This window comes from Pimelobacter sp. 30-1, from assembly GCF_018831735.1.
Classification (GTDB): domain Bacteria; phylum Actinomycetota; class Actinomycetes; order Propionibacteriales; family Nocardioidaceae; genus Nocardioides.
The window spans coordinates 767,634-785,235 of the sequence record NZ_NHTS01000001.1; the positions used below are offsets into that span (position 1 = coordinate 767,634).

Consider the following 17,602-nt stretch of genomic DNA (forward strand, 5'->3'; position numbering starts at 1 on the left):
TGGCGCAGCTCGCAGGTCGTACGCTCCGGGCGTGGAGTTCGCCCGTGCCGTCCCCACCGAGGACCGCTACGACGGGTCGGTCACGACGATCGCGCCCGACCCGCGCCAGGCGTGGGTGGGTCTCGTCTTCTGGTGGACAAGGTTCTTCGTGGTCGGGGTCGGGCTCTCGGTGACGGCCGTCGTCGCGAGCGATCTGCACCCGGTGGAGATCATCGCCGGGCTCCTCGTCCTCGTGCTGCCGCCGACCGTGGTGGTCGGGATGGGGACCGTCCTGCTGTGGCGACTGGGTCCCGGGCGTGTGTCGTACGTCGTGGACGACGGCCGGCTGGTGGTGCTCCGTGGCCGGAAGGTCCTCCGGCGCTATCGCTGTGCGGACATCACACAGCTGGAGGTGGACGGCGCCATGACCTGGAAGGTTCTCCTGCTGCGGCGCTGGACGACCGCTCCCTGGCCGAGGCTCGTGATCGACAGCGCGGCAGTGCCGGCCGACCGGCTGCTCGTCGGTCCCCGGGCCGAGCGCGCCATCCTGCTCTGGGGCGAGTCCCGCGCCCGATCCGCGGAGGGCGACCTGCGCACGGCGGTCGTCCGGCACGGCGCGACGCTGAGTCCCGCGTCGCGGGCGCCTAGGCTGCTCCGGTGACCTTCGAAGGCTTTCCCGTCGCCGCACTCGACTTCTACGACGACCTCGAGGTCGACAACACCAAGTCCTTCTGGGAGGCCCACAAGGCCGTCTACACCGAGTCCGTCAAGGCCCCGATGGTCGCACTGACCGACGCCCTGGCCCAGGAGTTCGGCGACGCCAAGGTCTTCCGCCCCTACCGCGACGTGCGCTTCGCCAAGGACAAGACGCCCTACAAGACCCACCAGGGTGCGTTCGTCGGGGTCGCCGCCGCCACCGGTTGGTACGTCGAGGTGGCCGCGCCGGGTGTCCGGGTCGGGGGTGGGATCTACGAGGCCGGGGGGCCGCGGCTGGCGGCGCTGCGCGAGGCGATGGCGGAGGAGAAGTCCGGCAAGGTGCTCCAGCGGATCCTGCGGGACCTGGAGCGGGGTGGGTTCGAGGTGTCGGGGGAGCGGCTCAAGACGGTGCCGCGGGGCTACGACAAGGAGCACCCGCGGATCGAGCTGCTCAAGATGAAGACGGTGCTGGGCATGCGCTCGTACGGCTTCGAGCCGTTCGTGCACACCGGCGAGCTGCTCGACCGGGTCCGTGAGGACTGGCGCCGCCTCCGGCCGCTGGTGAGCTGGATCGCGGAGGCGACGACCGTCTGAGCCGGCCGGCCGTCAGGCGGTGGTGAAGCTCGCCATCGTCCGCTCCGGCTCCCAGAACGCCTTCATCGACTTCACCCGGCCGTCGTCGTCGACGACGTAGACCATGATCAGGTCGGTCGTCGTGTGGGAGCCGTCGGGGAACGAGGTCTTGATCCGGCCGATGTTGGCGCAGGTGTTGCCGCCCGGGTTGGCGAACGAGTCGTTGATGGTGAACTCGAAGGTGCCGATCGGGGCGATCGCCTTGTCCCAGAAGGCGGAGATGCCGGCGTGGCCGTGGTGGCCCTTGCCCTCGGGGTCGAACATCGAGGGGCCGACCGGGTCCTCGAGGACGGCGTCCTCGGCGTACACGGTGAGCCACTCGGCCAGGTCGCCCTTGGCCACCGCGGAGTAGGACCGCTGGGACGCCGCGCGGGCCGGGTGCGGGTCGTTGGGGGCGTTCCAGACGATGGCGTCGGAGGTGATCATGCGGGCCATCGTAGGGCGGTTTTAGAACGTGTTCTACCCCCGTCCTCGACCGCTGCCGGTCACCGCGGGTTCACGGGCCGCTCATCGGGGACTGCCACGGTGGGGTCATGGCGAAGAAGCACCAGGCCTGGATCCACGTCGGGATGCCCGGCGCCGGTGACGTGATCGAGTCCGCGCTGGCCCACCACCACGCCGCGCTGGTCGAGCTGGGGTACGCCTCGGTCGCCCGGTCGACGGCCGAGAGCTTCCGGGCGGCGGTCGAGATGACCCGTGCGCACAAGGACTGGGGCCTCAAGCGCGCCGACGTCGAGGGGCAGTGGACCCGGCTCGTGCGCCGTGCCGAGAAGGCCCGTGCCGACCTCGTCTTCAGCCAGTCGCTGCTCGTCGGCGCGACGCCCGAGCAGGTCGCGCTGCTCGTCGACGCCCTGGCCGGCTACCGGGTCCACGTCGTGGTCACCACGGGCCTGGACGACGAGGCGGCGACCGCCGCGCGCTGGAGCGCCGCGTGCCGCAAGCCCGAGCGGCTGCACGTCCTCGAGACCGACGGCCTCGCGCCGGCCGAGGTCTGGAAGGCGTTCGGCGCCCTCGTCGGCTTCGGTACGGCGTCCCTCGGTCTCGCCGCCGTCCCGCACACCGCCGCCGCCTTCCAGTCCCTGCCGGACGCCCTGCGCGAGGTCGAGCGCCTCGCCCGCCGCAACGCCTCGCTCGAGGTGCGGCTCGAGGAGCTCGACCGCAAGCGCCGCCGGCTCAAGCGCAAGCTCGGCCAGGTCGCTTGATCCCCTCGCGGGTCAGCCGATGCCGATCGTCAGCGGTGCGGCCTCGGCGGCGGTGTAGCCGACGACGGCCGGCAGCGACACGGTCCACGTGCCGGCGCCCTTGGGCAGCACCTTGAGCGTGAACGTCCCGCTCGCCGTGGTCGTCGGCGTCGCCACGACCGTGCTCGTCGCCGAACCGGTCGCCCGGAAGGTCACCTTGAGTCGCAGGCCCGACGCCGGGGACGGCGCCGTGGCGCCGGCCGCGGCGTAGGTACGGCTGACGCTGCCGCTCAGCGTGACCGATCCGCCGGCCGGCACGCTGCTCGCCGAGGCGGTCGCGGTGAGCGCCGTGGTCCAGGTGCCTGCGACGACCGGACCGACCGCGGCCGATGCGGCGGGCTGCCCGGCCGCGGCGGCCGAGGTGACGCTGAGCGTCCCGCTGACCTTGAGCGGTACGACGGCCGTGAACCGGCCCTCCGCGTTGGTGGTGCCGCCCCCGATCTTGACCGCGGCGCCGCCGCCCGCGGGGGCGACGTACACGGAGACCGGCTTGCCGGCCAGCGCGCTGAGGGTGCCGCCGGCGTCGCGCTGGAGGCGGCCGGTGACGGTGACGTTCTGGCCGTACCCGACCTCGGACCGGTCGATGGCGCCGGTGATCCGGGTCGTGGGCGTGACGACCGTGAGCGTCCCCGCCGTCGCGGACGCCGCCGCGTAGGACACCGAGACCGCCAGCGCGACCGACACGACGCCCGACTCGGTGGGCTTCGCGACGAGGCTGAACCGCCCGTCCGCACCGGTCTTGGCCGAGCCCAGGGGCAGCACCCGGCCCGCGGCCGTGGTGAGCCGCACGGCCAGCGTCACCCCGGACGGGACCGCCGCGGTGAGCCGTCCGGTCACCGTGACCGGGTCGCCGTAGAAGGCCGTGGTCCGGTCGATCTCGGCCGCGAGCGCCGTGGCGCAGCGGCCCGGCGTCGCGACGAGCTCGGCCGGTCCGCCGGCGGCGTAGACCGTCCCGGCCGCCGTCCGCGCACGGTACGTCGTCGCGACCGTCGCCGTCTGGTTGAGGGCCACGGTGCCCTCGACGGTCGTGACCGGCGCGCCGGCGCTCGCCGGGGCGGTCATCGTCGCGGTCTGCTTGGTCAGCGCCACGGCGAGGCCCTTGACCGGCTGGCCGCTCGCGGTGTCGAGGACCCGGGCCGTCAGCGGGAAGCCCGCGCCCGTGCAGACCGCGGCCGAGGTCCCGGCCGGGAAGGCGACGGTGACCGGGCGCGCCGTACCGGTGGCGAAGGTGAGGGGACTGGTGACGACCTTCGTCGCGCCGGAGGAGTCCTTGAGCGTCGCCGTCACCGTCGTCGGTGCGGCCGCCGTGGCATTGCAGGTGACTGCCGTCTGCAGCTCGGCAGGGCTCGCGAAGACACAGTCGGCGCGAGCGGACTTCCACTGCACGGACGCGACCGTGCGCCCGGCCGGCAGTGACGGCGCGAGGGTCGCCTGCGTCGAGAGCCCCGGTACGGCGGGGTTGTTGACCGCGATCGTCGCGCCGAGGACGGTCGGCGTACCGGGTGCTCCACCGCCGGAGCCGTCCCCGCCACCGATCAGGAAGCGCGAGTCCGCGGCGTTCCAGTGGGTGTCGAGCCAGCTGCCCGGATCGGGGTAGGTGGAGTAGTAGTCGTCGTTGTTGCAGTCGAAGAGGTACTCGCGCTCGGCCGGGCACACCTGCTTCATCGCGAACCCGCCGCCGTCGGCGTAGCACATCGTGTCGGACTCGTCCCAGCAGTGACCTGCCCGCGTCCCGTGCGGCGCCGTGCTCATCACGCCGCCCAGCGTGTGCAGCAGCTCGTGCGCCTCGACCGAGTGCTGCGCGGCCCCGTCGCCGAAGCCCCAGCAGCCGGAGTCGATCCGCGCGTACTGCGCGTAGCGGCCGTTGTTGGGGTTGCCCTGGCCGTCGGTGGCGTCGGGGTACATCGACGCGACCCCGCACAGCACGGTCGCGTCGGTCCACATGAGGTACTTGCGGCTCGGGTCGGTGTAGCCGAGCGCCTGGACCGCCGCGATGGTCGCGTTGAAGGACGACATCGCGCCCGCGGGCACGGTCACGTTGAGCACCTTGGCGACACAGGTGCCGCCGTCGGGATCGGTGACGAACCGGACCTTCCGCACCCCGCCGGTCAGCGCCGCGGACCGGTTGACGACGTCGTCCACCCCGGCCGCCCACAGCCGGAAGCTGGGGAGCAGCGCCGCGAAGCGGTTGGTGCGGCCGGCCTCGACGACGTACATGGCCTGGGTGCGGTAGCCGCTCGCCCCGTCGCCCTCGCAGGTCACCGCGGGGCTCGCGGCGGCGGCCTGCACCGGCGCCGGTACGCCGAGCGCTTCGGCCGCGTCGTACGCCCCGGCGGTGCCGCCGTCGCGCGCCCGCAGGACCGCCGTACTCACCGGCTCGGTCGGGTCGACCCCCGGCGGCGGCTCGTCGGCGTGCTGGCACGCCCCGGGCAGCGTCCAGCTCAGCGCGTCACCGCTGCCGCACCGGGCCGGCTGGGGCGCGGCGGGGGAGAGGGTCAGCGCGGCCGGGGTGACCACCGCGATCCCGAGCAGGAGGGACATCAGGACACGGCGCATGCCCGGACGATCGGTGCGGCCCGGTCAGGGATGAGGGGTCAGGCGCGGAAACGAGACCCGGTCCCGGGCCCGGCACCCGACGTACTAGTGCGGGGCCCAGGCGTCGTCGTCGGCGGTCCGTGAGGTGACCGTCTCGGGCAGCTGGCCGTCGGCGAGCTGCTGGATCGAGACGTCCTCGAAGACCTCGCGCAGGGCCCGGCGCGCGGCGATCCAGACGTGCTGGAGCACCTCGGCGTCCTCGTTGTAGTTGACCGCCTCGGGGCGCAGCCCGTAGACGGAGACGAGGGGGCCGTCGACCGCGCGGATGACGTCGGCGACCGAGACGGTGCCGGCCTCGCGGGCCATCCGCCAGCCGCCCGACTGGCCGCGCTGGGACATCACGATGCCGGCTCGCCGGAGGTCGGCGAGGATGGCCTGGAGGAAGCCGTGGGGGATGTCCTGGAGACGACCGAGCTCCTCTGCACTCACCGCCCGGCCGTCGGACCGGCCTGCCATGGCGATGAGCGCCCGGAGTGCATAGTCGGACTTGGCGGAGACGCGCATGGGTCCAGTGTCTCAGATTGTTCGATCGAGTCACTCGACCTAGGGGTACCCAAGCGCCGCGCGTCGCCTACGGAGCCCCCAGCAGGACACTGAAGGTGATCGCCGCCGAGCCGCTGGCGTCGGCCGTGGCGCTGAGTCCGCCGACGGGTCCGGCGGGGACCGGGCCGGCGCTGTCGGCGAGGACGCCGGAGATGTAGCCCGAGCCGGTGCCCGACGCCGTCGAGCGCTGGGTGACGTCGGGCGGGAGCGACCACGTGGTGGTCGCATTGCTCTTGTCGGCCCAGTAGCTCACCAGCCAGTGCGCGCCGTCGGGCGCGGTCAGGGTCGGGGTCGCGTGCACCGTCCCCGCGCTCGTCTGTACGGCGATCGCGCTCGTCACGGTCGGGGCGACGCCGCGGTAGGCGACGACGGTGAGCACGCTCTTGGCGTAGGCGCTGGAGGTGACGGTGACCGTGCTCCCGGCGTCCGCCCCCGTGGCGGTACGACGCCACAGCATGCCGGTCGCCTTGGTCCCGGCCGTGGCCGACTGGACGGGGGTCCACCCCGCCGGCCCGTTGTACGACGGCGCGGTGGTGTTCGCCGTGAAGTAGGCCAGCAGCAGGTCGCCCGCCTGCACCCCACCCGGTACGGCGGCCTGGTGGTTGATCCGGTTGCCCTGGGTCGAGGTCGCCCCCACGAGCGTGATCGGGCTCGCGCCCGCGCCGGGCTGGGCGGTGCGGGTCGTCGTCCCGGTCTTGCCGCCGTCGTCGGTGACGGTGAGGCCGACGGTGACCGCGCCGCCCGCGGCGTACGTGTGGGTGACGGTGGGCCCGGCGGTCGTGGTGCTCTGGCCGTCGCCGAAGGTCCACGCGTAGGACGTGATGGTGCCGTCGTCGCTGGATCCGGTCGCGTCGTACGTGCAGTCGAGACCGGTGCAGGACACGGTGAACGCGGCCGTGGGCGGGTCGTTGACGGGCGGTGCGATCGGCGGTCCCTGGTAGAGGAAGAAGGCGCGCGAGGCCCAGCCGGAGCCGGACGGCGCGAGTGTCGTGGCGGTCCCGGCGACGGCGCCGTGGGTGCCCCAGTCGGCGCGGGTGAGCGAGCCGTTGCTGCTCGCGAAGTACAGCCGGCCGCCGGCCACGAACGCCCCGCGCATGCTGGTGTAGCTCACGCCCGTCACCGAGCCGACCGAGAAGAGCTGCTGCCCGATCACGCCCGACTCCGGCTCGAAGCCGCGGCGGTAGAGCAGCGACGAGCCCGACTTGGTGAAGTAGAGCCAGCCGTCGCGGAAGAAGAGGCTGGTGAGGGTCGGCATGTCGCCGTTGTGCCAGTCGTCCTGGTAGACGAGCTGGTCGGCGGTGTTGACGACGCTCTCCGGTCCGTAGGTGGTGCCGTCGAAGGTGCGCCGGGTCAGCGTCCGGTTCGAGTACGCCGTGTACAGCACGCCGTTGACCATGAACGCCCCGACGGTGGTGCCCCACCCGGTGCCGTTGGGCGCGTTGACCGGTGGGCTCGCGGTGGTGCCGTCGAACGCGGTGCGCACCAGCTGGGACTGCCCGCTCGCGACCCGGAAGATGTCGCCGGGCAGCGTCCCCTCGGGCTCGTCGGCGAGCGCCTCGCCGCCGGCGAGGGGCAGGAAGGCGATCTTGCGGTGGGTCTCGCCCGCGATCACGTCGGTGTCGGATCCCACGAAGAGTCCGGCGGTCGTGGCGAGCAGGTCGCGCACGCCGGCGCCGAGCGTGCGGGTCGGGTTCCACGACAGCGCCATCCCGTTGCGCACGTCGAGCGCCGCGATCCCGGGCCGCGACACGGCGCCCTCGTCGGCCGCGTCGCCACGGGCGGGGTTGTTCTGCCAGCGCATGTGGCCGCCGGTGTAGACGACGTTCTGGGTGACCTCGACGGTCCACGTCGTGTCGCCGCCGGTGTACGCCGTCCAGGTCGGCCGGACCGTCGTACCGCTGGCGCCCGTCTCGTACCGGGCGACCACGTCGCAGCCGCTCGTGGCGGCCATGCTGGCGGTGTAGCCGCCGTACGCGCCGGTGGTGGAGATGACGAAGAACGAGCCGTCGGGGGAGAACTCGACGTCGGTCATGTAGGTCTCGAACGATGCGCTGCAGGGCGACTCGTACTGGGTCGTGTAGTAGTTCGCGAGCGTCGCCCGCGTGCCGCTGCCGATGTCGAGGACCGCGAACTGGTGGCGCTTCACGCCGTCCACGGTGTCGAAGTTGCCGATCGCGACGAGGCGCGTGCCGTCCGGGCTGGTGGCGATCTTCTGGACGTTCGTGGTGGTGCCGCGGTGCACGCCGGCGAACACGCTGGCGTAGTACGGGTCCCGGGTTCCGGTCGTCGCGTTGATCGCGGCCAGCCCCTTGCTCGGCTGCCCCTGCACGTGGGTGAACTTGCCCGCGACCCAGAGCCGGTTGCCGACCACCGAGACGTCGCGCACCTGGCCGTTGAGGGTGCCGGGCTGGAACTGCGCGATCCGGTTGCCGGTGTTGATGTCGGCCTTGTAGAGCCGGCTCACCGCGACCGTCGCCCCGGCCGACGTCGCGCTGTCGAAGGCGCCGCCGAGGTAGACCGACGTCCCGTCGGCGGCCGGCTGGACGGTGTAGACGAGCCCGTTCGGGTTGGGGGCGAACGTCGTGCTGACCTGCCCGGTGTCGGCGCGGAACGCGAAGACGTTGCGGCGCGCGATGTTCGTGGTGCTGCCGGCGTTGCGCACCGTGGTGAAGCTGCCGCCCACCACGATCCAGTCGCCCACCTGGTTGACCGTGTAGACGGCGCCGTCCATCACGTGCGGGGTGAACGACGCGGGGTCGTCGCTGACGACGCGACCGGGCTGGGGAGCGGCGTTGCCGGTGTCGGCGGCCTGGGCCGGGGACGCGGCACCCGGTCCGGCGAGGAGGCCGGCGGCGAGGGCGCCGACGGCGAGCAGGGATCCGAATGTTCGCGGGAGGTTCACCGCCCCATCCGATCCTTTTCGGCCGGGAGCCGAATGGCCCTTTTTGGGTGAATTCGCCGACCCAACCGCGTGATCCGGGCCGGATCGGCGCCGGTCGGGGCGTCGGTGTGAGCGATGCCAACCCCCTGTTGCTTGCCCGCAGCAAGCACCCCCCGTATCATGAAGTTACTGGCGAGTAGCCATGACGACACACTCTGCGAACCCCTAGAAATGGTGGGACAGTGAGCCACTACAAGAGCAACCTGCGTGACATCGAGTTCAACCTCTTCGAGCTCTTCAACGTGCAGGAGTACCTCGGCACCGGCGTCTTCGAGGAGATGGACGCCGACACCGCGCGCGAGATCCTCTCCGAGGTGGAGCGCGTGGCGCGCGAGGACCTGGCCGCCTCCTTCGTCGACTCCGACCGCAACCCGCCGGTCTTCGACCCCGCGACCAACACCGCGCCGGTCCCGGCGTCGTTCAAGAAGTCCTACGACTCCTGGATGGAGTCCGGCTTCTGGGCGCTCGGCCTGCCCGAGGAGATCGGCGGCACCACCGCGCCGCCGTCCCTGGTCTGGGCGACCGGCGAGATGGTCCTCGGCGCGCAGGCGCCGATCTGGATGTACTGCACCGGCCCGTCGATGGGCTCGGTCGTCTTCAAGAACGCCAACGGCGTCGAGCGCGACATCAAGATCGCCCAGCTCATGCTCGAGAAGCAGTGGGGCGCCACGATGGTCCTCACCGAGCCCGACGCGGGCTCCGACGTGGGTGCCGGCAAGACGTTCGCCACGCCCAACGAGGACGGCACCTGGAACATCTCCGGCGTCAAGCGCTTCATCACCAGCGCCGAGTCGGACCTGCAGGACAACATCATGCACCTCGTCCTCGCCCGCCCGAAGGGCGTCGAGGGCGTCGGCGGCCCCGGTACCAAGGGCCTCTCGCTCTTCCTCGTCCCGAAGTACCACTTCGACGTCGAGACCGGTGAGCTGACCGGCGAGCGCAACGGCGTCTACGTCACCAACGTCGAGCACAAGATGGGCCTCAAGGTGTCCAACACCTGCGAGCTCACCTTCGGCGACGCCCAGGTCGGCGGCGGCGAGGCTGCCCGCGGCTGGCTGCTCGGCGAGGTCCACGACGGCATCCGCCAGATGTTCGACGTCATCGAGAACGCCCGCATGATGGTCGGTACCAAGGCGATCGCGACCCTCTCGACCGGCTACCTCAACGCGCTCGACTACGCCAAGGAGCGCGTCCAGGGCTCCGACCTGACGAAGTCCGCCGACAAGACGGCCCCGCGGGTCACGATCACCCACCACCCCGACGTCCGCCGCTCGCTGATGACCCAGAAGTCGTTCGCCGAGGCGATGCGCTCGCTCGTGCTCTACACCGCCACCTGGCAGGACACCGTGTTCCGCGCCAAGGCCGCCGGGGAGCGCGACGAGCTGGCCGAGGCGGTCAACGACCTGCTGCTCCCGATCGTCAAGGGCTACGGCTCGGAGCGCTCGTGGGTGCTGCTCGGCACCGAGTCGCTCCAGACCTTCGGTGGTTCGGGCTTCCTGCAGGAGTACCCGATCGAGCAGTACGTCCGCGACGCCAAGATCGACACCCTCTACGAGGGCACCACCGCGATCCAGGGCCAGGACTTCTTCTTCCGCAAGATCGTCAAGGACCAGGGCAAGGCGCTGGGCCACCTCGCGGCCGAGATCAAGGCGTTCGCCGAGTCCGGCGCGGGCAACGGCCGGCTCAAGAACGAGCGCGAGCTCCTCGCGACCGCCCTGGCCGACGCCGAGGCGATCGTCGGCCTGATGATCAACGACCTCATGTCCGCCCAGGACGAGATCAAGAACATCTACAAGGTCGGCCTCAACACCACGCGCCTGCTGATGGCGCTCGGTGACGTCGTCTGCGCCTGGCTGCTGCTCCGCGGCGCCGAGGTGGCGCTCGACAAGCTGGCCGGCGACGCCGGCAACGAGCAGGCCTACTACGAGGGCAAGGTCGCCGCCGCCCAGTGGTTCGCCCAGCTCAACCTGCCGCGCCTCTCGGCCGAGCTCAAGATCGCCCAGGGCGCCAACCTGGACGTCATGGACCTCTCTGAGGACGCCTTCTGACCCTTCGGGTCCACGGCACCGCGACGGCCGCTCCGGGAAACCGGGGCGGCCGTCGCTGCTTTTCGCCTAGGGTGCGCGGGTGCTTCGTCGTCTGCTGCTCCTCGCGCTGCCCGTGCTGCTCGGGTCCGCCCTCGTGGCGGCGTCCGGGCCCGTGCCCGCGCATGCCGAGGAGCGCTACCCGGAGCCGGTCCTGGCCGGCAACGTCGGCGACCCGAGCGTCGTCGCGGTCGGCAAGCGGCTGGTCGTCGTCGCGACCGGCGAGCAGGTCGACCGTGCCGTCAAGGAGCCCGGTCGCCCGTGGCGCTGGACCGAGCCGGTGCTCGCCGAGCGTCCTGCCTGGGCCCGCAAGGGCGCCATCTGGGCGGCCGACCTGACCCGGATCGGGGATCGCTGGGTGCTCTACTTCGCCGTCCCCGTGCGGGGTCTGGGCCCGGAGGGTCGTTGTATCGGCGTCGCCGTCGCGCGCGGTCCGCTGGAGGTGTTCCGGCCCGTCGGCACGGCGCCGCTGGTGTGCCCGGCGCGGGCCAAGGTGCCGGCCGCGGGCGACCCGGTCGCCGTACCGGGGCTGCCGAGTCGCGGCGTGATCGACCCGTCGGCGTACGAGGAGGGTGGGCGGCGCTACCTGCTCTACAAGACCGACGGCAAGCCGTCCTCGGTCCGGCTGCTGCCGCTCAACGGCGCCGGGCGCAAGGCGCGCGGGCCGAGCGTCGAGCTGGTCCGCTCGCCCGGGGTGGTGGAGAACCCCGTGCTGCTGCGCACCGGCGGCGCCTACTACCTGTTCGCCTCCGAGGGGGACTTCGCCCGCTGCAGCTATCACCAGACGTGGCGGCGCTCGACCTCGCTCACCGCGTGGGCCGCCGCTCCGCAGGGGGTGCTCCTGGACCGGGCCTCGACGGGCGGCCTGTGCGGTCCGGGCGGCGGTGACGTCGTCGTGCAGAAGGGCAAGGCGACGCTGTACTTCCACGGCTGGGTGCGCCGCAGCTCGACGATCCCCAAGGGTGGGGCGTTCTGGGGCTGGAACGGTGGCGAGCAGAAGGCACGGCGCGCGATGTACGCCGCGCGGCTGGTCTTCCGCTCCGGCGTGCCGGTCGTGAAGCGCTACCTGCGCTGACGCTGACGTGTTGCGCGGTCTCGTGCGGCCCGGCTCGCTAGCATCGGCGCCATGAGCGACCGCGAGCTGCTGGCCGGCTACGTCGAGACCTGGTGGAGCGCGATCGGCGACCTCGTCGCGCTGCTCGACCAGCTCGACCCCGACGACTGGGCGCGGGAGACCGACCTGGCCGGCTGGGACGTCAAGGCCGTCGTCTCGCACACCGCCCACCTCGAGTCGCTGCTCGGCGGCGGACCCAACGAGACCGCCGAGATCGGCGAGGCGCCCCACATCACCGGCCCGATGGGCCAGTTCACCGAGATCGGCGTCGTCACCCGGCGCGAGGTCGCGCCCGCCGCGATCGTCGAGGAGATCCGCACGCGCACGGGGGCCCGGCGCGCGGCGCTGCTCGCCGACGTACCGGACGACGCGGCGGCGCCCGCCCCCGGCATCTTCGGGATGATCGGCTGGAACCAGCGGACCCTCCTGCGCAACCGGCCCCTCGACGTGTGGATGCACGAGCAGGACATCCGCCGCGCCACCGGCCGTCCCGGCGGCATGGACTCGGCGGCCGCCCGGCACACCACCGACTACCTCGCCGAGGGCTTCGGCTTCGTCCTCGGCAAGCGCGTCGCCCCGCCGGTCGGTACGACGGCCGTGCTCGACGTCGCCGGCAGCGAGCCGATCGCCGTCGTCATCGGCGAGGACGGCCGCGCGCGGCGGCTGCCCGACGTACCGGCCGGACCGACCGTCGCGCTGTCCATGGACCGCGAGAGCTTCATCGTCCTCGCCGGCGGGCGCCGTCCCGCCGCCGACGGCGCCGTCACCATCTCGGGCGACCAGGAGCTCGGGCGCAGCATCGTCGCCCGGCTCGCCACCACTCCGTGAGGGAACCGATGTCCGACAAGTGGAACGTCGCCGACCTGCCCGACCAGACCGGCCGCACGATCGTCGTCACCGGCCCCACCCTCGGCGGCCTCGGTCACCACACCGCCCTCGAGCTGGCCCGGCGCGGGGCGCGCGTCATCCTCGCCGGACGCAACCCGGCCAAGGTCGAGGAGACCGTGGGCGCCATCCGCGGCGAGGTCCCGGACGCCGCGCTGGAGGCGCTGCACCTCGACCTGGCCAGCCTCGGCTCGGTGCGCACCGCGGCGGCTGCGGTCGCGCAGGTGGGCGCGATCGACGTGCTCGTCAACAACGCGGGTGTGATGGGGACGTCGTACTCGCGGACGGCGGACGGGCTCGAGCTCCAGCTCGCGACCAACCACTTCGGCCCGTTCCTGCTCACGGGCCTGCTGCTCCCGCAGCTCGTCCAGAGCGCCGACGGCCGGGTGGTCACCGTGTCCTCGATGTTCCACAACTTCGCCGGCAAGGCGCCCCTCGGCGACCCGCGCGAGCAGCGCGGCCGCTACAGCAAGTGGCGCGTCTACGGGCAGTCCAAGCTCGCCAACCTCTACTTCACCGCCGAGCTCGACCGCCGCCTGACCGCTGCCGGCCTGCCCGTCCGCGCCCTCGCCGCCCACCCGGGCTTCGCCGGCACCCACCTCGCCGCCAACGGCCAGTACGGCCGCTCCGCCGGCGGTATCGCCTCGATCCTCGACGCCGGCGTCAAGGCGGTCTCCCAGTCGGCCGCCGCCGGCGCCTGGCCGTCCCTGATGGCCGCGACCGCCGACCTGCCCGGCAACACCTTCGTCGGGCCGAGCGGGCTGCAGCAGATGGCAGGCCCGCCGCGCATCGTCGGGCGCAGCAAGCTGGCCCGCAACGAGGGTGCTGCGCGCCGGCTGTGGGAGATCAGCGAAGAGACCGTGGACCTGGAGTACCCGTGAGCGGGCTCGGACGGTACGGCTCGAACGCCGGCGAGGGCGCCGCCGACGGCGGCGATGACAACGCGCGCTTCGTCGAGACGGCGCGGTTCAAGGCGGTGCGGTTCCGGGAGGGCTACGACATGCGGTCGGTCGACGAGCTGCTCGACCGGCTCGTGGACGCGTTCCGGGCGGGGCGGTCGGTGCGCGGGATCGTCGAGGCGGCGCAGTTCCCGCTGGTCAAGCTGCGCGAGGGGTACGCGACCGACGAGGTCGACCAGTTCCTGCAGGAGGTCCTCCGGCGCGACGTGCGCTGAGGAAATGTCCGATCGGACATTTCCGGGGGCTTCCCCTGACGCCCTGGTGGGGTGCCCGTAGCGTTGCTGCGGGAGAGGGTGACTGATGGACCGGATCGGCGATCGCCTGCTGCGCGAGGGGCGCATCGACGACGCACAGCTGACGGACGCGCTGCGCCGCCAGCGTGCGGAGGGCGGCTACCTCGGCCAGCACCTCCTCGAGAGCGGGTCGCTGGAGCGCCCCGAGCTCTACGGCGCCCTGGCCCGCCAGTGGGAGCTCGCGCTGCGCGACCTGGTTCGCGAACCCCCGCAGCCCGGCTTCGCGACCGACGGCGAGATCGTCGAGACGGCCGCGCTCGGCTGGGTCGCGTGCGGTCCCGGTGCCTCGCGGGCGCTGGTCGTGGCGACAACGGTGCGGCCCGGCCCGGACCTGCTCGACGAGGTCGCCGAGCGCTATCCCGGCTGGCGGCTGGAGCTGGTGGCCTGCACCCAGCGCGATCTCGACCACGTGGCGGCCGCGGCGCGGCGTCGGAGCGTCCGGGGATCCGGTGCCGGCTCCTGGCGAGGTCCGGTGGCGCGCCCGGTCGGCTCGGTCCGGCCGGCCGGTCCGGCGCTGATGGCGGCGCTTGCCGCAGCGGTGCTGCTCCTCGTGCCGGTGGGCGTGGTCGCGGTGCTCGCGGCCGCGACGTCCGTGCTGTTCCTGCTGGCGACGCTGGCGCTGGTGACCTCGGCGGTGCGGGCGGCGCTGCGACGTCGTCCCGGCGGCGCGACGTCGGACACGCTCCTCCCGGTCTACTCCGTGCTGGTCCGGCTGGCCGGCGGCTCGCGCGCGGCCGGGCGGGCCATGGCCAACCTCGCGGCGCTCGACTACCCCGCGGCCAAGCTGGACGTGCTGCTCCTCGTCGCCGAGGACGACGTCGCGACGCAGGCCGGCATCCGGCGGGCGGCGCCGCCCGACTGGGTCCGCGTCGTCCCCATCGCGGGCGACCGCTTCGCTCGGCGCGAGCTCGCCCACGACGACGGCCTCGCCCTGGCCCACGGTCGCTACGTGGTGGCCTACGCCGAGGACGAGGTCCCCGCGCCCGACCAGCTCCGGAGCGCCGTCGCCGCCTTCGAAGGCGACCTCGACCAGCAGCTCGACCCGCACCTGCCCGACACCGACGGCCGGCCGCCCCTGGGCGTCCTCGACGTGCAGCACCGGCTCTGGCGGCATCGCCGGACCCTGCTCACCGGCCTGGCCGAGGTCGACGGCGCCCTGCTGCTCGACGACACGGCGGCGACGACGCCCGGCGCGGACGTCCGCCGTACCGAGCGGACGTCGGTCCACGCCCACCTCCCGCTCCTGCGTCGGCTGGGCGGCTGGGCCGTCCTCGGAACCGACCTGCCCGGCTCGGTCCGGGTGGCCACGCTCGCGTCGTCCTCGACCCGGAGCCGCGAGCTCGGCGCCGACGACTGGCTGACCGCCCGCGCGACGACGTACGCCGCCGCGCTGGGAGGCGCCCGCGCCGGACGCGGTGCCCTGACCGTCTTCCTGCCCTACGCCGTGGCGCTGCTGTCGCTGGCCGCCCTCGCCCTCCGCGACGGCCTCGGCGCCCCCGGCGCCGGCACCGCCGTACTGGCCGTCGCCACCGGGCTCGGGCTCGCCGTCCTGGCCGCGGTGGGACTGACCGCACGACGTCACGGCCTCGCCACCGCCACCCGCGCCCTGCTGCTGCCCGTGCACTGGACGATGCAGTCGGCGGCAGCCTGGGCCGCCGTCGTCCAGGTGGCTAGGCGGCGATCGGCAGCTCGCCCGGCATCACCGTAGGCGCGCAGGCGCACGTGTCGCTGCACGCGAGGTAGGTGTGGGCCGCGTGGCCGCAGGCCGGGCACGGCAGGTCGTGGCTGAGGTGCTGGCGGTGCTCGTGGATGCTCGCGGTCTCCCACATGGCCCTGCTCCCGTCTGGTCGGTGGTGCTCTCACCTTCTCCACGTATGACCTCGGCCGGATTCGACACTCATCGCTCGAATCAGGCGCCCGAACTCCAAGCGAGGGAAGGAATCAGTAGTTGTAGAGAGCGCCGCCGCCGGCGACTACTGCGATTCCATGCCGCTTCACTGCGTCTTGGATCAGGCTGGAGATGCGGCACACGCTGGGCAGTCGAAGGTCGATCAGTGCGCCCGTCGCGGTGGCGGTGGTGCTGAAGCTATGGAGCTTCTCGCGCCGGACCTGCCAGACGACGGGGGACGACGCGACGCCTGCCGCCGCCAGCAACTTTCGCCGCTTCTGAAGTGCGAGCCACGTGTGGGTCGTGATCCATGCGTCGAGGTCCGCCAGCTTCTCTGCGTCGTTCACCAGCGGGTAGAAGGACATCGCACCCTTGAAACTCATCGGTGGGACCTGGCCGTTCTGAAACCGCCTAACCTGAGCCTCGCTGAGGCTGCCGTAGAGGTAGCGGCGGAGCTGCCAAACGTAGACGACGTAGTCGCGATCGTTCTTGCCGATTCGCGAAGTGTCTTGGGTTCCTCGGAGCGGCTCAAGGAGGAGGTTGGTGAAGATCAGCTGATTGACCTTCGCCTTGATGCGTCGTACGGCGTCGTCGTGCATCCGAATCGATCGAAGCTCCACGGCGTGTCCGAGGTATTCGACGAACGCTGTGCTCTTCATCTCGTGGGGTGCGGATACTCCGTTGCGGAGCAGCCGCACACCGGGGCTCTTGTCCGAGTTGATCGGCGAGCCGATCGTCTCGGAGAGTTCGTGGAGCGCCGATGCGGCCTCGCACACGGCGTCGTAGCTGGAGCTCCAGATGACGGTGTCATCCGCGTAGCGGACGAAGTTGACGCCAAGACGCTCAAGTGCGCGGTCGAGGGGAGAGGCGGCCAGGTTGGCGAGGAACAGGCTCAGCGATGTCCCCTGCGGGAGGCCGATCGTTCGACTGGTGGCGTGGCTGGCCTTGGCTGTGGCGTCGAGGTATGGCTCTGGGGTAGCGAGGAAGGCCTCGACAAGGGCCTCTTCTCTCGGAGTGCGGACGATGTTGAGGGAGTCGATGCAGGTCCAGATGTGCTGGTGGGAGATCTTGTCGAAGAACTTGCTGAAGTCGTACTCCGCTACGAACAGTCGCGCGCTCTGTTGGAACTCGGCGCGCATGTGAAGGATGGCGTCATGAGGACTCAGGTCGCGGCGGTAGGCGTACGACCTCGAGCTGAGTAGCGGACGGTTCTTGTCCATGAGAGATGAATAGACCCGGTTCGAGATCACCTCGTCGGCAATCGGAAACATGCTGACCGTGCGGTATCCACCTGAGCGCTTCTCTACCAGTCGCCCGGCAGGTCGGTGTGGCGTGTAGACGCCGCGCTTGAGGGCGCGTGTCATGGAGTGCGCGATGGTGGCTGATCGAGCTCGCACCAGGTAAGGGTCGAAGCCCGGATCGAGTGTCCAGACTCGCGGCCGCCGGATCTGCACTTTCGCCGCGGCGGCGGTGCTCCGCCGCGCTCGCCGCCGGTTCTCCTCGTAGACCCAGCGAAAGTACGCCTCGTGCTTGGCGACTTGGCGAGTCGCCGCATTGTAGATCGCTTCTTCGAGCCCGCCCCACATGCCGACACCTCTCTACGAGGAAGGGGGCCCGGGCGTGCCCGAGCCCCCTTCGCGGCCTCCAACCAACTCAAAACATTCAACGCAAAATATGCAGTTGCGGGATCCGGAGATCCCCTTGGGAACAGGGGCTGATCAGGCCTGCCTGCGCCGAAATGGAAGGTTGCC

The 17,602-nt window shown here is 72.0% G+C and carries 15 protein-coding genes; 9 read left to right on the forward strand and 6 right to left on the reverse strand.

The genetic code is table 11. The features are described 5' to 3' along the window. The first annotated feature begins 31 nt into the window (after positions 1–31). Positions 32–640, forward strand: a complete 609-nt coding sequence (locus CCO04_RS03645) for a hypothetical protein (protein WP_215812717.1) — start codon at positions 32–34, stop codon at positions 638–640. Then, positions 637–1,269 (forward strand): DUF2461 domain-containing protein, encoded by a 633-nt coding sequence (locus CCO04_RS03650; RefSeq protein ID WP_215812718.1) that lies wholly within the window; start codon positions 637–639, stop codon positions 1,267–1,269. The genes CCO04_RS03645 and CCO04_RS03650 overlap by 4 nt, the downstream gene beginning before the upstream one ends. 12 nt (positions 1,270–1,281) lie before the next feature. Here CCO04_RS03650 and CCO04_RS03655 read toward each other — a convergent pair whose 3' ends face one another. Then, positions 1,282–1,734, reverse strand: coding sequence for a nuclear transport factor 2 family protein (locus CCO04_RS03655; protein WP_215812719.1), 453 nt, complete (start codon positions 1,732–1,734; stop codon positions 1,282–1,284). A gap of 107 nt (positions 1,735–1,841) precedes the next feature. Between CCO04_RS03655 and CCO04_RS03660 the strand changes: the two genes are divergently transcribed. Then, positions 1,842–2,510: a hypothetical protein gene (locus CCO04_RS03660; protein WP_215812720.1), complete on the forward strand. Its 669-nt coding sequence runs from the start codon at positions 1,842–1,844 to the stop codon at positions 2,508–2,510. Between the two features lie 12 nt (positions 2,511–2,522). Here the strand turns inward: CCO04_RS03660 and CCO04_RS03665 are convergent, their stop codons facing one another. From CCO04_RS03665 to CCO04_RS29630, 3 genes are all read right to left on the reverse strand, one after another. Then, entirely contained in the window at positions 2,523–5,105 is a 2,583-nt protein-coding gene (locus CCO04_RS03665; RefSeq protein WP_215812721.1) for a hypothetical protein, read from the reverse strand. Positions 5,106–5,189: 84 nt separating this feature from the next. Continuing rightward, positions 5,190–5,648: an Rrf2 family transcriptional regulator gene (locus CCO04_RS03670; protein WP_215812722.1), complete on the reverse strand. Its 459-nt coding sequence runs from the start codon at positions 5,646–5,648 to the stop codon at positions 5,190–5,192. 67 nt (positions 5,649–5,715) lie between these two features. After that, positions 5,716–8,589 carry a PKD domain-containing protein gene (locus CCO04_RS29630; RefSeq protein WP_215812723.1) on the reverse strand — a complete coding sequence of 958 codons (2,874 nt, stop codon included), beginning with the start codon at positions 8,587–8,589 and terminating at the stop codon, positions 5,716–5,718. Between the two features lie 221 nt (positions 8,590–8,810). On the opposite strand from CCO04_RS29630, the gene CCO04_RS03680 reads away from it, so the two are divergent. From CCO04_RS03680 to CCO04_RS03705, 6 genes are all read left to right on the forward strand, one after another. After that, positions 8,811–10,676, forward strand: a complete 1,866-nt coding sequence (locus tag CCO04_RS03680) for an acyl-CoA dehydrogenase (protein WP_215812724.1) — start codon at positions 8,811–8,813, stop codon at positions 10,674–10,676. 79 nt (positions 10,677–10,755) lie between these two features. Then, positions 10,756–11,787 (forward strand): family 43 glycosylhydrolase, encoded by a 1,032-nt coding sequence (locus tag CCO04_RS03685; RefSeq protein WP_215812725.1) that lies wholly within the window; start codon positions 10,756–10,758, stop codon positions 11,785–11,787. A gap of 51 nt (positions 11,788–11,838) precedes the next feature. Continuing rightward, positions 11,839–12,654, forward strand: a complete 816-nt coding sequence (locus CCO04_RS03690; protein ID WP_215812726.1) for a maleylpyruvate isomerase family mycothiol-dependent enzyme — start codon at positions 11,839–11,841, stop codon at positions 12,652–12,654. Positions 12,655–12,662: 8 nt separating this feature from the next. Then, positions 12,663–13,592: an oxidoreductase gene (locus CCO04_RS03695; RefSeq protein WP_215812727.1), complete on the forward strand. Its 930-nt coding sequence runs from the start codon at positions 12,663–12,665 to the stop codon at positions 13,590–13,592. Further along, the gene (locus CCO04_RS28265; RefSeq protein ID WP_215812728.1) at positions 13,589–13,885 is read left to right on the forward strand and encodes a DivIVA domain-containing protein; all 297 of its coding nucleotides are present in this window, start codon (positions 13,589–13,591) and stop codon (positions 13,883–13,885) included. The genes CCO04_RS03695 and CCO04_RS28265 overlap by 4 nt, the downstream gene beginning before the upstream one ends. 85 nt (positions 13,886–13,970) lie before the next feature. After that, positions 13,971–15,671: a hypothetical protein gene (locus CCO04_RS03705; protein WP_215812729.1), complete on the forward strand. Its 1,701-nt coding sequence runs from the start codon at positions 13,971–13,973 to the stop codon at positions 15,669–15,671. Here CCO04_RS03705 and CCO04_RS03710 read toward each other — a convergent pair. Together CCO04_RS03710 and CCO04_RS03715 are read right to left on the reverse strand one after the other, a co-directional pair. Continuing rightward, positions 15,634–15,792: a hypothetical protein gene (locus CCO04_RS03710; protein ID WP_215812730.1), complete on the reverse strand. Its 159-nt coding sequence runs from the start codon at positions 15,790–15,792 to the stop codon at positions 15,634–15,636. The two genes, CCO04_RS03705 and CCO04_RS03710, sit on opposite strands and share 38 nt — an antisense overlap. Before the next feature lie 112 nt (positions 15,793–15,904). Continuing rightward, positions 15,905–17,437 (reverse strand): reverse transcriptase domain-containing protein, encoded by a 1,533-nt coding sequence (locus tag CCO04_RS03715; RefSeq protein ID WP_215812731.1) that lies wholly within the window; start codon positions 17,435–17,437, stop codon positions 15,905–15,907. Between the last annotated feature and the right edge of the window lie 165 nt (positions 17,438–17,602).